This window comes from Nostoc sp. TCL26-01 (assembly GCF_013393945.1).
Classification (GTDB): Bacteria; Cyanobacteriota; Cyanobacteriia; order Cyanobacteriales; family Nostocaceae; genus Trichormus.
In genome coordinates this window covers 3,644,261-3,659,297 of sequence record NZ_CP040297.1, presented here as the reverse complement: position 1 = coordinate 3,659,297, position 15,037 = coordinate 3,644,261, and the positions used below count along the sequence as shown (strand labels likewise).

General features: G+C 40.3%; 14 protein-coding genes. 8 read left to right on the top strand and 6 right to left on the bottom strand.

The features are described from left to right. Positions 1-177: 177 nt before the first annotated feature. On the bottom strand, positions 178-669 hold the full coding sequence (locus tag FD725_RS15825; protein ID WP_179049011.1) for an NADAR family protein: 492 nt from the start codon (positions 667-669) through the stop codon (positions 178-180). A 164-nt stretch (positions 670-833) separates the two neighbouring features. Here FD725_RS15825 and FD725_RS15820 point away from each other — a divergent pair, with 164 nt between their 5' ends. Together FD725_RS15820 and FD725_RS15815 are read left to right on the top strand one after the other, a co-directional pair. Then, the gene (locus tag FD725_RS15820; protein WP_179049010.1) at positions 834-1,442 is read left to right on the top strand and encodes a DUF4129 domain-containing protein; all 609 of its coding nucleotides are present in this window, start codon (positions 834-836) and stop codon (positions 1,440-1,442) included. Then, complete coding sequence (locus tag FD725_RS15815; protein WP_179049009.1) at positions 1,439-2,521, top strand: DUF4350 domain-containing protein; 1,083 nt, start codon at positions 1,439-1,441, stop codon at positions 2,519-2,521. The genes FD725_RS15820 and FD725_RS15815 overlap by 4 nt, the downstream gene beginning before the upstream one ends. A 45-nt stretch (positions 2,522-2,566) precedes the next feature. On the opposite strand, the gene FD725_RS15810 is transcribed toward FD725_RS15815, so the two are convergent. Together FD725_RS15810 and FD725_RS15805 are read right to left on the bottom strand one after the other, a co-directional pair. Continuing rightward, a complete protein-coding gene (locus tag FD725_RS15810) occupies positions 2,567-3,511 on the bottom strand; it encodes a 1-aminocyclopropane-1-carboxylate deaminase/D-cysteine desulfhydrase (RefSeq protein ID WP_179049008.1) in 945 nt (314 codons plus the stop codon). 7 nt (positions 3,512-3,518) lie between these two features. Then, positions 3,519-4,442 carry a lysylphosphatidylglycerol synthase domain-containing protein gene (locus tag FD725_RS15805; protein ID WP_179049007.1) on the bottom strand — a complete coding sequence of 308 codons (924 nt, stop codon included), beginning with the start codon at positions 4,440-4,442 and terminating at the stop codon, positions 3,519-3,521. 183 nt (positions 4,443-4,625) lie between these two features. On the opposite strand from FD725_RS15805, the gene FD725_RS15800 reads away from it, so the two are divergent. From FD725_RS15800 to FD725_RS15785, 4 genes are all read left to right on the top strand, one after another. After that, positions 4,626-5,474: an alpha/beta fold hydrolase gene (locus FD725_RS15800; RefSeq protein WP_179049006.1), complete on the top strand. Its 849-nt coding sequence runs from the start codon at positions 4,626-4,628 to the stop codon at positions 5,472-5,474. Positions 5,475-5,484: 10 nt separating this feature from the next. Continuing rightward, positions 5,485-6,411, top strand: coding sequence for an esterase family protein (locus FD725_RS15795; RefSeq protein WP_179049005.1), 927 nt, complete (start codon positions 5,485-5,487; stop codon positions 6,409-6,411). A 286-nt stretch (positions 6,412-6,697) separates the two neighbouring features. Continuing rightward, positions 6,698-7,603 carry an esterase family protein gene (locus tag FD725_RS15790; protein ID WP_179049004.1) on the top strand — a complete coding sequence of 302 codons (906 nt, stop codon included), beginning with the start codon at positions 6,698-6,700 and terminating at the stop codon, positions 7,601-7,603. Further along, positions 7,600-9,270 carry a phosphatidylglycerol lysyltransferase domain-containing protein gene (locus FD725_RS15785; RefSeq protein WP_179049003.1) on the top strand — a complete coding sequence of 557 codons (1,671 nt, stop codon included), beginning with the start codon at positions 7,600-7,602 and terminating at the stop codon, positions 9,268-9,270. Before FD725_RS15790 ends, FD725_RS15785 begins: the two co-directional genes overlap by 4 nt. A 162-nt stretch (positions 9,271-9,432) precedes the next feature. On the opposite strand, the gene FD725_RS15780 is transcribed toward FD725_RS15785, so the two are convergent. Next, positions 9,433-9,846, bottom strand: coding sequence for a hypothetical protein (locus FD725_RS15780; RefSeq protein WP_179049002.1), 414 nt, complete (start codon positions 9,844-9,846; stop codon positions 9,433-9,435). A 200-nt stretch (positions 9,847-10,046) separates the two neighbouring features. Further along, on the bottom strand, positions 10,047-10,937 hold the full coding sequence (locus FD725_RS15775; protein ID WP_179049001.1) for a hypothetical protein: 891 nt from the start codon (positions 10,935-10,937) through the stop codon (positions 10,047-10,049). A 351-nt stretch (positions 10,938-11,288) separates the two neighbouring features. Here FD725_RS15775 and FD725_RS15770 point away from each other — a divergent pair, with 351 nt between their 5' ends. Beyond that, entirely contained in the window at positions 11,289-11,660 is a 372-nt protein-coding gene (locus tag FD725_RS15770) for a hypothetical protein (protein ID WP_179049000.1), read from the top strand. A gap of 65 nt (positions 11,661-11,725) precedes the next feature. Next, positions 11,726-11,971, top strand: a complete 246-nt coding sequence (locus FD725_RS15765; protein ID WP_179048999.1) for a hypothetical protein — start codon at positions 11,726-11,728, stop codon at positions 11,969-11,971. Between the two features lie 74 nt (positions 11,972-12,045). Here FD725_RS15765 and FD725_RS15760 read toward each other — a convergent pair whose 3' ends face one another. Then, on the bottom strand, positions 12,046-14,763 hold the full coding sequence (locus tag FD725_RS15760; RefSeq protein WP_179048998.1) for a DUF3536 domain-containing protein: 2,718 nt from the start codon (positions 14,761-14,763) through the stop codon (positions 12,046-12,048). Between the last annotated feature and the right edge of the window lie 274 nt (positions 14,764-15,037).

Genomic DNA, 15,037 nt, shown 5'->3' with positions numbered 1-15,037 from the left:
TTATGCAAATCACCAAGATTTATAGCAGGAAACAGGAAACAGGAAACAGGGAACAGGGTTGAAAGCCCGAAATCCTTGTAGAGACGTTGCAGTGCAACGTCTCTACATTCATTTTCACCAGATGTCTATTTTGCCATCCCCTACCTTAATATTTACTTTTGCCCTATCTCCTAACTCCTAACTCCTCTGCTCAACATATTCTCCCGACACTAGCTTCCACAAACCCAGATTGCGGATTTCTTCACGCACACTCATGAGGATTTTACCGAGATGATTTTGTCCAGTTTCATCTACACCACAACCCCAAAAGTAATCTGTCGGTGAATTCTCTACCAAAACTTCATCACCTGTACTTAAGAGAATTTCTCTGATATCACTATGGGTAAGAAATTTTTTCAGTACAGCTTCTCGCATGATTCTCGTTTTGACTAATTCCCAGTCTGGGCGGAGTCTACGACTATGACATCTTCCTAAAGCAGCAGCTTCTTCCGGGGTTTTAGTAGCGCGAATTAAGGGTATAGTGACTGCATCTATACTACCAACAAACTTTTGCGCTTGGTAATAATGTTCTACCGTTGACCAGTAAGATCCCTGAATTTCAATACCGTGGGGAGAAAAGTTAGAAAAACAGCCGTAAGGCTGCCAAACTTTATAAAAGTAAATAGTCATGGGAAAATTACTCTTTTATACCTTTATTAATTACTATTCTTATAATGCCTGTAGATGTCAGCAAGAAGTGATTAACTTAAGATTGATCCCTGAGAGCTAAGGCAAAGGGTTTATGGGCTGGGGACTATATTTGCATACTTCATCCAAACGCAAAGTACAAGATTATGTCTACAGATAGTTTTGAAAACAGTAGCTGGAGTTGGCAGTTCTCTCAGTTACAGCAACAGGTAGGAGAATGGTTGGAATATCAGTCATATCGATTGGAAAAAGTGTTGCCAGATTTGCCACCTTTAGGGAAGATTAGCCCGTGGTTAGCTAATCTGTTGCACCTTTTAGCTTGGGTGCTATTGGGGTTATTTCTCGCTATAGTAATTTGGCGCTTGTGGGTAGTCTTCAGTCCTTATATCTATTCTTGGCTAGCTGGTAATGGTAATTTTCCCAGTTACCGGACAAAAACTTTGGCTGAAGATTTAACTGTGACACGTTGGTTAGAACGATCGCAAGAACTTTACCGTCAGGGTAACTACCGAGAAGCTTGTCGTTGTCTTTATCTGGCAATTTTACAGCACTTGCATGATACTAAAACCATCCTCCACAAATCCAGTCGGACTGATGCTGAATATTTGCAGCTATTGCAATCTTCGACAACTCCCATTCAACCTTACGAAACTGTGATGACAATTCACGAGCAATTGTGTTTTAGTGATGGAGAGATTTTGCCCGAAAATTATCAACAGTGTCGGCAAGCCTACCAGGAAATAGTGCAAAAATGAAACGCTCAAACCGTCTGACTTGGCTGGGGGCGATCGCTTTAGTGGTAGTAATTATACTAACTTTTATTACTGCCCCTAATACACAGATATACAAAGGTTCTACTTACAACCGTGCTGCCGATGGTTACGGTGCTTGGTATGCTTTTATGGAAAAGCAAGGAACTACCATGCAACGCTGGCAAAAACCCTTGACTGCTCTTAAGCAGATAAAATCACCAGTAACACTTCTACAAGTCTATAACTATCCGCGAGAACCAAAGTTATGGTCAGAGGAATCAGAATGGGTGAAAACAGGCAATACGCTGGTGATTTTAGGCGTGCAAGCCAGAGTTAGTGCGGCTGAGTTTCACACCAGACAAACATCACCTGTGGGAGACATTAAAATTGACACCAGAAGACGCAACCAAAAAGTCCAGCAGCCACAAGTTTTGTTAGGCGATCGCTTTGGTGCTGTAATCTGGGAAGAGAAGTATGATCAAGGCAAGGTGATTTTCGCTACTACACCTTATTTAGCAGCCAATGCCTACCAAGATAATTTAAATAACTTTAAATATTTAGCTAGTTTAGTTAAGCAAAAAGGTCACACTTTATTTGTTGATGAATACATCCACGGCTATAAAGATGAGGATGTCAAAACAGATGCAGGTGAAGGAGATTTAATTGGCTATTTAGCCAAAACACCTATCGTAATTGTACTTTTGCAAGCAGGTGTTTTACTATTAGTATTAGTTTGGGGAAAAAACCGTCGTTTCGGTAGAGCGATCGCTTTAACCACACCAGCAATAGATAATAGCGCAGCCTATATCCAAGCATTAGCAGGAGTTCTCCACAAAGCCGAATCTAACGATTTTGTTGTAGACATCGTTGGCAAAGAAGAACAACTGCAACTGCAAAAAACTCTAGGTTTAGGACAAATACTACTAGAACACCAAACCCTAATCAACATTTGGACAGAAAAAACTGGTAAAAGTCCCACAGAACTAGATACAGTCCTCAAGTTACAAGCACGAAAACGGCGGATTAATCAATCAGAACTGTTAAACTGGTTAGCAAAATGGCGCAGCTTGAGGAATGAGTAGTGAGAGCTAAGAAAATGAATGTAGAGACGTTGCAATGCAACGTCTCTACAAGGATTTCGGGCAAATCTGTAATCGTTCTTCCATACCTGCATTACCTTGTAAACCACCGGTGTGGATTAATAGTAAGCGATCGCCTCTGGTAAAATATCCTTGCTGTAGTAAATCCATTACCCCATAAAACATCTTTGCTGTGTACAAGTAATCTAGGGGTATCCCATAAGTTTTAGTAAACTCTCGACTGAACAATAATAGCTCGTCGTTCACTTTAGCATAACCGCCAAAGTGGTAGTGACAAACTAATTCCCAAGATGCAAGAGAACTCCGAGGTTTTGGTAATCCAGAAGCAAGATACTCTTTAAGTAAGTTGTTAATATCGTGTACGAGAAATTCTCCGTTTTTTAAAACAGGAAACCCCAGCAAGCGCTGTTTAGAGTTGAGAGTAAGTGTTATACCTGTGAGTGTGGTGGCTGTACCACAAGCCAAGCAAACATGATTAAATTCCATATTTACTTGACTTAATATCTCCATACAACCGCGCACACCATCCAAATTACTACCACCTTCGGGAATGATAAATACTTGTCCAAAACGTTGTTGTAAATCTGCTTGTAGCGCAGAGGTGTGGCGTTGTCGATAAGTTTCTCGATTCAGATAAACAAGCTGCATACCTTGTTGCACAGCAAAACTCAAAGTGGGATTTAATGGTAGTCTTTCTTCTCCACGAATCACGCCAATGGTACGAAATCCTAAAAGATTACCTGCGGCGGCGGTAGCGAATATGTGATTAGAATATGCACCACCAAATGTGAGTAGAGTTGTGTAATTTCTCTCTTTGGCTGCGAAAAGATTGTACTTAAGCTTGAACCATTTATTCCCATTTACCCAAGGGTGCATTAAATCAAGTCTCAGCACAGACAATTCTATACCTAGATTGCTAGCAAGCTGATGATTAATTTTTTGTGTGGGAGGAGGAGTAAAAGCTAATGACATAGAGAAATCATCTGTACTTCAGTTCGGAAAAACCTAGTAAACAGGCTGAAATTAATAATGGTAAAAAATAGTATATGCCGCGATAAGCAAGAAGTGAACCAAGAATTACTACGGCAGAAAGTTTAGAGGTAAGTAACAATAAGATTACAGTTTCAAATACACCCAATCCACCAGGAATATTACTCACAATTGCTGCAAACATGGCTAATAAATAAATTCCTAAAAAATCGAAATAAGACAAAGATAAATTACTGGAAATTATGATATAAAGAACGCTAGCAGCTAGAATCCAGTCAAGACTAGAAACGGCAATTTGAGCTAAAGATATGGGGAAGGTGGGAAAACGCAATATGTGAGAGCGAATAGTTAATGGTTGTTTGATGAAAATGCTACTTAAGATGTAAATAGCAATTAGCAATAGAAAGATGATACCGATAGGTCTGACTGTGGTAAATGGCAAATTTAATTGGGTGGGAATGATCAACGGATGGATGAGAAAAATTAAACCAGCAACGGTAAACATTCCCAGCCAAAAAGTGAAATTAGCAAAGGCAATTATTTGGGCGATCGCTACTACAGATACCCCCCATCTCATGTAAAATCGATAACGAACAGCACTGCCAGTCAGCAAAGCAAAGCCAATGGTATTACTGAAGGCACAACTAATAAAGTTAGTTAAAGCAATCTTATTCCAAGATAGGGAACGACCAACATAGCTAAATCCCAAAATATCATACCCTACCATGACTAAATAGCCGATGGTAGTTAATCCCACTGCCCAGCTTAAGCGCGTTTTGGGAATAGCTGCTAATGAATTGACAACATCTCGATAATTATACTCTCGCAATTCACTAGCGATCGCCCACAGACAAAGTGCCAGCAAGAGCAAGCTAAACAAGTAACCAAAACTAAACTGTAGTTTTTTGAGCATAGTAAATTTGAGAAAATTATCCTTCACGTGTCAGTTGTCAGGTGTCAGTTGTTTCCATCAAAATTTTTTGGACTATTGACTATTGACCATTGACTAATGACTTGAACTTTCCATCACCTTGACACAGCATTGACAAACGTTTTGCGTAAGCTTTGGAAGATAAGCACTAACTCCCAATGCTCTATGCCAGATGCTCCATGCTCAACTACTAATAATATCGAAGATGTGCTAGTTGGTAAAAAAATCCACCTAAGGCAAGGGGTAGATTTACAAGTTTGCCACAATCCAGGTATCCATCCCCCATTGGTGTTTATTCACGGCGGAACGGGAAATCGGTTTAATTTTAGAATGCAGTATGAGTTTGCGCAAACTCAAAGTTGGGAAATTCTGGCATATGATTTGGCAGGTAATGGTCAATCTAGTTCTTACTCTCGCTACTCCATAGGGCGGCATTGTCGAGATTTACAGCGATTATTACACCGTTTTGAGATTCAGTCACCTGTATTGTGCTGTCACAGTTATGGAGTTCCCATTGGACTAGAGTTTCTTCAACATTATCCTGTGAGTGGAATCATTGCGATCGCTGGGGGAACTCACGACTTAGCACCTTGGTGGGAAATTCCCTTGATGAAGTTTATGGCTTGGGGTGGTAGATATATGTTTCACTTAGCCAACTTGCAAGCTTTGAATAAATTCCTTTCAACTTCTTATCGTCACAGTGCGATGGAAAGGTTTTTTGCCGAAAATCCAGCACCCACAGATGTTCATGCTTACAAAGGTTTAGAAATATTTTGGGATTATAACTTTTTTATCCGTCATCCCTTACCGAAAAATTTGCATATTCCGGCTTTAGTCATTACCGCCGGCCAAGATCCCACATTTACACACAAGATGGGAGAAGAATTAACCAGTCACTTTGTCAATGGTACTCACTTACATTTTGCCAATGCTGGACATTTAGTCATGGCTGAGTGTGCAGATTTAGTTAATCAGGCGATCGCAGATTGGTTAACACAGCGACTTTACTCTTAATTTCACCACTATGAATAACAGAATATCGCAAACTTTCTTACTCTTTTCGCTCATCACCCTAGTTAGCTGCAATTATTCTCAAGGTGCAATAGCTCAAAAGCCACTACAACAAGCCATCCTACCACCACAACCGAGTGCTGATATCTTAGCCACTCCCCTCACTTATAAAATTGCCACTTACGATAGTCAAGCTATGGGTGGAAGCCGCACTTATGGCGTTTCCTTACCTCCAGGCTATGAACAAAATCCACAACAACGCTATCCAGTAATTTTTCTGCTCCACGGTGGACATGGTGAACCTCAAGACTGGTTTAATCAAGGTAAGGGACACGCTCTCAAAACTCTAGAACAACTGTACACCACAGGTAAATTACCTCCCAGTATCGTCATTACTCCAGATGGTAACGACAAGCGCGGTTCTAGCCGCTACTGGGACCCCCAATATATAGACGGCCCTAATGGTAAAGTTTCCACCGCCGTTGGCAATGAACTAGTCAAAGTAGTGCAAACCCGCTACCGTACCTTACCTAATCCCGATTTTTGGGCAATAGGGGGATTATCTTCTGGGGGATGGGGTGCAGTCAATGTCGGTTTGCATAACTTAAATAATTTCTCAATTTTATTTAGTCATAGTGGTTATTTTCAAGATAAAAGCGGCCCGAAAAACAGTCCCATTACCTATATCAAAGATATTCCTTCACAAGCACAAAAAAGATTACGAATCTATTTAGATACAGGTATTTCCGATACTGAAGAAATAGATGAGGCGAAAAAGTTTTCTCAAGTCCTAGAACAATTCAAGATTTATCATCTCTTCCGCAAGTATCCTGGTAGTCATACTTGGCAATATTGGCGTGAACATTTAGCCGATTCTTTAACATTTGTCGGTGAGCAATTTCGCATTTCCCAGATAGCCCACATGGCTGATCATATGTAAGGATTCAGGAGTCAGAATACAGGAGTCAGAATAGTTCAAATTCTCATATTTGATGAGTAAGCTAATATTCCTAAACCCTTGATTAATTCAGACTTCTGACTCCTGGTTGCCGAATTCTTACGATCATATCAGCTTGCATAATTAAATTAGAATAGTCAATACCCCTCTCTGTCACCTGTCACCTATCACCTGTCACCTATCACCTGTCACCTGTCACCTATCACCTGTCACCTATCACCTGTCACCTATCACCTGTTCTTAAAAGTGCTGCTAATTTTAAAAACCCATGAAAATTTCTAAAATTTTTATTTACATCGTAGGAGCGATCGCCATCCTCACAACTGTTGGTTATTATTATGTATTTATCTTAGGCGCACCACAACTAGATCCACCCACAGAAGAGGCTAATACAAAACTTAAATTTCAGTTAGAAACTTTCAATTCACAAGCAATGGGTACAGTCCGCAATTATGGTGTGATTTTACCGCCAGAATATAAAAAATATCCGCAAAAACGTTATCCGGTCATCTTCTTATTACATGGTGGTCATGATGATGCTCGTGCATACGTTGATAAATATGCCATCTTGAATATACTAGATGAACTATATCAAAGTGGCAAGTTACCACCATCAATTATAATTACACCCGATGGCAATGATCATCGTGGTTCTAGTCCTTTATATGACCCCGAATATTTTGATGGGAATAACGGCAAGGTAGGAACTTTGATTGGTTCAGAATTAGTTACACTAGTTAAATCACGTTACCGGACTTTAGAGTCACCCCAGTTTTGGGCATTAGGAGGTATATCTTCTGGAGGATGGGGTGCGTTGAATATCGGGTTACGCTATCTCGACAACTTCAATATTTTCTTTAGCCACAGTGGTTATTTTACCGATAATAGTGGCGTGCAAAATAGTCCTCAACAAATTGTCCAGCAGCTATCATCCGCAGATCAAAAACGTATACGTGTGTATCTTGATGCCGGATTAAATGATACTAATTTATTAGCGTCTACGAAAACATTCCATCAAACTTTAAATAAGTTAGGCATTGCTAATGTTTTTTATGCTTTTCCAGGAGGTCATGGTTTATCAGGTGAAAATATAGGTTGGAACTACTTTCATAAACATCTCAAAGATTCCCTTTCCTATGTAGGAGAACAGTTTAAAAATTCCCAAAAGCAATGAAATATCAATCAAAAACTCAGATTAATCTATGGAGTGCAGCTATCCTGACTGGAATAGTCGGAGTAGTCAATTTATTATCCGCAGTCACACCCAACCTGTACGGAAGAAATCATTGGCTAAAGGACTTTTTACCATTTGAAATTCGTGCTACTGGACATATATTTGCTGCCCTAACTGGGTTTATATTACTGGCATTAGCAACTAATTTATTACGACGCAAACGAGTTGCTTGGCTACTGACAGTCAGTTTATTGGTTATTTCTATTGTTAGCCATTTACTCAAAGGATGGGACTATGAAGAGAGTATCTTATCCGGTGTTTTATTGATACAATTAATCTTCATGCGTCATGTGTTTACAGCACAATCAGACCGTCCTTCAGTTGCCAGGGGAGTACGATTATTATTTGGTGCATTGTTATTTACCCTCGCTTATGGAACAGTAGGATTTTACTTACTAGATGGCAAATTCACCGAGAATTTTAATTGGCGTGAAGCTATTTTGCAAACCTTAGCTATGTTCTTTACAGAAGATAATTGGGGACTGCAACCAAAAAGTAAATTTGGGGAGTTCTTTGCCAATTCTATTTATATTATTGCCGCTAGCACCATCACCTCTGCTGTGGTGCTGCTGTTACAGCCAGTATTTTTACGCCATTCCGCCAGCAGCAGTGAACAGCGAAAAGCCAAAGAAATTGTCCTACAACATGGATGTTCTTCTTTAGCCGCTTTAACTCTGTTAAATGATAAAAGCTATTATTTCAGTCCTTCTGGACACAGTGTCATCGCTTACGTTCCCAAAGGACGAGGTGCGATCGCTCTTGGTGATCCCATAGGGCCAAAAGAAGACCGCCAAGAAGCCATAATTAGTTTCCAACAGTTTTGTCAACGCAATGATTGGTATCCAGCTTTTTACCAAACCCTACCGGATGATATTGAACTATACCAGTCTCTAGGGTTTAGGGTACTAAAAATTGGCGAAGAGGCGATCGTTGATCTGAAAAACTTTACTTTACAAGGCAAAGCTGGGAAAAACTTTCGTCCCGCCATCAACCGTTTGACTAAGTTAGGATATCAAGTTAATTTCTATCAACCACCAATTAGTCATGAATTATTGCAGCAACTCAAACCCGTGAGTGATGAATGGTTAAAAATGGTGCAAGGTTCAGAAAAACGCTTTTCTCTAGGTTGGTTTGATGAAGCATATTTGCGAGAGTGTGAAATTGCTGTCGTCCATACTCCCGATGGCCAAATAGATGCCTTTACTAATCTTTTACCAGAATATCAACTCAACGAAAGCACTATCGACATGATGCGCCACCGGCAATCAATGGAAAACGGTACAATGGATTTTCTCTTCACTTCCCTGCTACAACATTTTCAAGACGCAGGCTATGACAGTTTTAACTTTGGACTTTCGGCTTTAGCTGGAGTTGGGGAAAAACCAGAATCACAGCGTTTAGAGAAAGTACTGCGTTATCTTTATGAACATTTAAACCGTTTTTATAACTTTCAAGGCTTACACGCTTATAAAGAAAAGTTTCATCCCCGTTGGGAAGGACGCTATTTAGTTTATCCTAGTTTAACAGCCTTACCTGATGTAGTTGTAGCATTAATTCGTGCTGATTCAGGCGATCGCCTCCTCGATTATTTCCAACCAGGAGCTTAACAAACTCGCAAGTACAGTTTTGCAATGGGGATTTAAAACCACCGCAGTTTGTGAAACTCAAAAAATCCCAAGATTATTGACTCAAAAACTCAATTATAGATAGTGAGTGTTGGGTTTCCTTGTGTTAACCCAACCTACTAACTTGTCGCACTAAGATAGTAATTAAGCCACACTAAATAAATTATTGAGACTGCCAAAAGCAGAAGCAATATTGACTGATCCTAATCCTAGAGAAACAGCTCTGACGACGACACCAAAAATATTAATGATGTCAGCAATATAATCCACTACTTTATTAAATGTTCCAATGGTAGCAAGCGCATCGCCTAATTCCTTAATTGCTTTTTTTAGATTAGCCGCAGGTTCTGTTAAATCCGTAGTCAAACTATTCAAAGCTTGTCCTGTTAACTCAATCACTCTGTTTTTGATTAAGCGTGACCAAGTTTCTAATTCTGAAAAAATAAATGCAGGAATTTGAGTTGAGTTAGCAATTCTAAAATTATCTATTTGTCTAGCAAAAGTTGCCATTGCATCTCGTAGATCAAATAAATCATTGGCTGTTAAGACTTGACTCATTTTTCATCCTTTTTAATTTCTGACGGCTAAAATTTAATTACCCTTAGAGGGTGTTTGAAAAGTTTCAGTAGGTATAAAAATGTCATTCTGACTGGAGCGGCGCGTAAGGAAGAATCTAGGTTTTGTGGCACATACCGAGATGTTTCATTCCGCTACGCTGCATTCAACATGACAAAGAAACAGACTTTTCAAACGTCCGCTTATTCTGCTAATTCTGCTTCTAACTTTTTAGCAATGTCTTGAATTCGTCCTAGTCGCTTCTCGGCTAATTCTTTCATTTGTTTTTGTTGATTTTGAGTAGGTTGATTTCCTCCCAAACTTTCAGGGGGTTTACCTTTAATTAAGGTATACAATTCATTGTGTCCCTGGGCAACTTCATCTAAAAGCTGGATGTACAGTCTGCCAATTTCAATATTTTTGCCTACTTCTGCGCGTTTTTCTCTCCATTGTTCATCAATTGAATAGAAAGGAGATGATACATCAAAAGCTAGTCTTGCTGGTGGTTTATTAGGATCAACATCGGGAAATTCTTTACGGAGCAGATCAGTTACAATCGCATTGTACTGGAGGTCAATATTATCTTGCTCTTGCTGAAGATATCCTTCAATGTAACCTCTTTGTACACTTGTCTTTAAAATTGATATATATGCTTGAACATCCTCATTGGTATTGACAATAGCTGTAGATAATTTATCTTCTCGAAACTGATTCAAAACAATTCTGGAAAGCAACTGTAAGACTCCCACACCTGCTTTAATCGCCTGTTGTCGTTCCGCCGCAACATTTGTACTGGTTGAAGTACCTAAAGGTAAGTCATTAATTGCATTGACTAATTTATCTGCTGTTGTATCGGGAAAAATAACAACATTATCACTGGAGATAGCTTCTAACGCAGCTATGTATTGAAATAAAAGGTCATGGCTTTTTTGAAAATCTTCCCCAATTTTCCACTCAGTATTGCACTTTTTTAGTCCTTCAATTCTTGTTTGATAAGGAGTTCTCCTTTGCAATATTGTGGGGGTAGGTTCAATCGGTAAGGAACTATATTGACGAATACAAGACTTATAAAAATCTTCTGCAATCAATGCCACTGTTTTACTTGCAGTAGCTCTCGTCTTGGTAAAGTCTCTCACGGCTTTGAGTAGGGAATCATCTCCACAAGCAGTGACCAGTATACAAAGAATAGGTGCATAAAAAAGGCCTGATTTCTTTATAGTTATTTTATCTTTCATCTCTATCTGGAATTTTTACATTTAGGTTATGTTATTAGTCTTTACTAGTCTGTCTTATGCTTAAGCGAGCTTGTTCATAACAGCGATTCTTAACTTACCATTTATGTGTATTTAATTTATCACTGTTTACGTATCTTAACGTGCTTCTTCCTGGGATACTCACGTTGTCTTACACCAATTCCAAAAATATTTGCGACACATGGTAGGGGCGTGACAGGACTAAAAGGTTGCCAAAAAAAGCCTCAGCAAGTAGCTAAGGCTTCATACTGGTTGCCCAAATTTCTACCAAAAGGCAATGAACAGGCTGCAAAATTGCTGAAAAATCTTTTAAATCAGGAGAAACAACAGATGTTAGGTGAAGAGTACAAAACTATCAGATCTTCAGGGCAAGTTTACAAGTTAATTTTAAGAATCAAAAGTACAGGTGAATTGGCAGTTTTTGGTGGATACCAATTGGGTAGTAAGGGTTCTAAAATAATTGTGGAAATTCTCAATTCATCAGACTTATATCCTACTGGTGGAGTTAGGCAAGTATCGCCTGGAGATATGGAAATTCTAGACCCACAACCTTATGAAGATTAGGGACTGAGGCTGAATTAAAAAATATAAGTTAGCATGGAGGCTTAGATAAATTGCACGTTTTATTTATGCCTCAAAACCGTAACAGCAATTCTCCCAGAGCTAACAAATTTAAAACGAAACTTCTTTATCTTTTGACGACAATCACTACTTTGATAGTGTTGTTTCCTTGGCTATACGAAATTAAAACAAAAGCTGGGATCAATATATCACAGAGTCGTCATGCCGGCACATTTTTTGAGAAACATACTGGTGGACTATTTAGATGTGAATGGCTTTACCCTTATCGTTGCGATCGCCCTAAAATGAATTAAGACAAAGTTAGGGTAGCATCTAAAAAACCAGAACCCCGATTTTTGACAAAAATCGGGGTTCTTTGGCAGAAAAACTACTTCAACTGAGTCAAAATCGCACTCACATCAACTGCTAATTTCTGACCTAACTTGAGCAAATGTAGACATTGATTAGTATCTGCGGCATGAGCAACAGTCGTCAAACACAGAGGGACTATGTGACTGTGCAAACGGCTAAAGTATAGTTCTTGGGACTGATGTAAGGAGATACCAATATTCAGTTGATAACCAACATCAATCAGTCGTTCTAAGCATTGGATATCTGTAGCAAAACTGCCATTAGCATCGTGCAACAATCTCCACAGGAATCGCAGAATCAACTGTTCGAGTATTTGCTTACCTTCAGGGACATTCAGCCGACAACGTAGGTGTTTAGCTTCTGTGGCGATCGCTTCTAATTCTACTATGTGATTCCAACTTAGTTGTGGTTCGGTGATATCTTGCTCTAGCGATCGCAATGTGGTCATACAGCGATATCCTAAAGCAATCTCGGCTGCTACTTGCAACTCTTGCGGAACTGCAAGTTCATCGCGGTGAAAGGCCATGAGTACACCATAGTTATCGCGGTAAGCTTGGGTGTAAAGTTGGTCTAACCGTGTCAGGGTTTCTTGAGAAAGTAAGCGCATAATCCGGTGGCGTTCTTCTGCAAACAGATTTTGCAAGTTGAAAGCAGCATCGCCAAACACCTGTGTCATCGCTAGGATAGTTTGGGCAGCGCTAGCTTGTTGTAGTGACGCAAACAGCTTTTCTTTAGCATGGCTATAGTCGCGTCTGCCGGTAAATAGCTGAATGCAGCAATGGAAATCCCAACCACCTAAATGCAGTACGGCAAAGACTAAGCTTTCACTCTCCCAGGTGATTTCCGATACTAATTTTAAATGTCCAACGGCTAGAGTTAACGCTCCCATGCGTTGTAGTTGGTAATCAATTTCATTGACGGTGTAGCAATACACCCGTTTTTGATGATGTTGTAGAGACGTTGCCGGTAAAGACGTTGCATGCAACGTCTCTACCACATGGTTCGGATGCAACACCTCGATATTTTTATGATTGCCAAATAACGAAGAAATGGCGTAATGGGCGGCTACTTGTTTGAAACTAATTTGGGCTGTTTGTACCTGTTGACGATAAACTTCTGCCCCGTGTTTGAAGAAGTCTACATTACTGGGTGCTAAACCCAGACGTTTGAGGAAGCCTTTTTCTAGTTGGACACCAGCCACATCTCCCGCCAGTTCTAAAGCACGAGAGGCGTAGCGTAAAATCTGGGTTCCTTCCGGACGAGAAAGTTCTTCAAAAAACCAACCGCAACTAGTGAACATCAATAAACTATGACGCTGCATTTCTAGTAAACGCAAAGCATCTACTTGTTCTGCGGCTGTGAGCTTGTGAGTTTGATGACGGGAGAGAAAACGAGTAATATTAGCAGGAGAGCGATCGCGGATGACCTCGATATATTCGTCTCGTGCTTGCCAGGGATCGCGGAATAATTGTTTACCTGATTCCTCATAGACTTCAATTAACTGATCCCGCAACCAATTGAGGGCATTTCTTAAAGGCCGTCGCCATTTTTGATGCCAAACTCCACCTTCACCACCACAACCACAATCATCTTGCCATCTATCGACACCGTGGGCGCAACTCCAAGCTGTGACTGGCTTGATTTCGACTTCCCAAGTGGGAGAACTTAAGCTGAGGTAGTGAGCAAAGTTAGTAACAGTCCAACCATGTTGAGGAAACTCTTTGATGAAAGCATAAGCCAGAGTTTTTTCTGTACCTTTTTTGTGGTGTCCGAAGGTTTCCCCATCGGTAGCGACAGAAATTAATTGGGATTGACGATGATCCCCACGAACAGCTGAACCAATGCGCCCAGCGAAGTGATGAGAGTTATAGACGACATCACTAAAACCCATATCTCGTGAAATCGGGCCGTCGTAAAAGAAGATATCAATATATGGACATTGGTCGTGGGGAATTGGTAATTGGCCATTGATATTTCCCAGACCTCTATCTCCTGGCAAATAGCAACGATAGGGACGGGTAGGATCAATCTGACTGCCACCAACTTCTAGCCATTCTGGTTGGGGATCATTGGTTGTGGGGAAAGGACGACAACGTTGAGCTTGGGATGGTGCCAAGACAATGAAGCGAATTCCCTCAGCTACCAAAGCTTTTAAAGTTGCATAGTCTACAGCCGTTTCTGCCAGCCACATCCCTTCGGGATCACGACCGAAGCGAGTGCGGAAGTCTTCTTTACCCCAGCGAATTTGGGTGCGTTTATCTCGTTCATTAGCCAAAGGCATGATGATGTGATTGTATACTTGCGCGATCGCATTCCCATGACCTTGCAAACGTTGACAGCTTTTTGCGTCCGCCTCTAAAATCCGTTGATAAACCTCGACATCATAGCGTTCCAGCCAGGACATCAGCGTCGGGCCGATGTTAAAGCTCATATATTCGTAATTATTGACGATCCCCGTCACTTCCGAGCGATCGTTTAACACTCTGGCGAAAGCATTGGGGCGGTAGCATTCCCAGTGGATGCGTTCATTCCAGTCATGGAAGGGAGTAGCACTGGGTTGACGTTCAATCGCGTCTAGATAAGGATTTTCTCGCGGTGGCTGGTAAAAATGTCCATGCACCGTTACATACACACCTGTAGCCAGATTCCGGGGATCGCTTTGGTGAGTATCTTTAGCAGTTATATCGAATGTTGATATTGAGCCAGAGCTAGCCGGCATTTCAGCAGATGTCATGTATATTTATTCCCAATCAAAAAACTTAAATTTATACCGGAATAATGGTTTCAAACTTTTCTACAACGTTTTGCCAGCCAAATCCGGTATATATCACAACTATGAGTACAGGGTACAACCAAACTCTTCAAAAAACTGTCTCACTATAGTATTAAATCTGCGTTATCGCCAAGTTTTCTCTGATAGTTCACAAAATCATTACCCATTGAATTACACCTCTGTTAAAAAAGACATATGCAAAATTCCCACTCTTCATACCCATCGGTAAACCAAT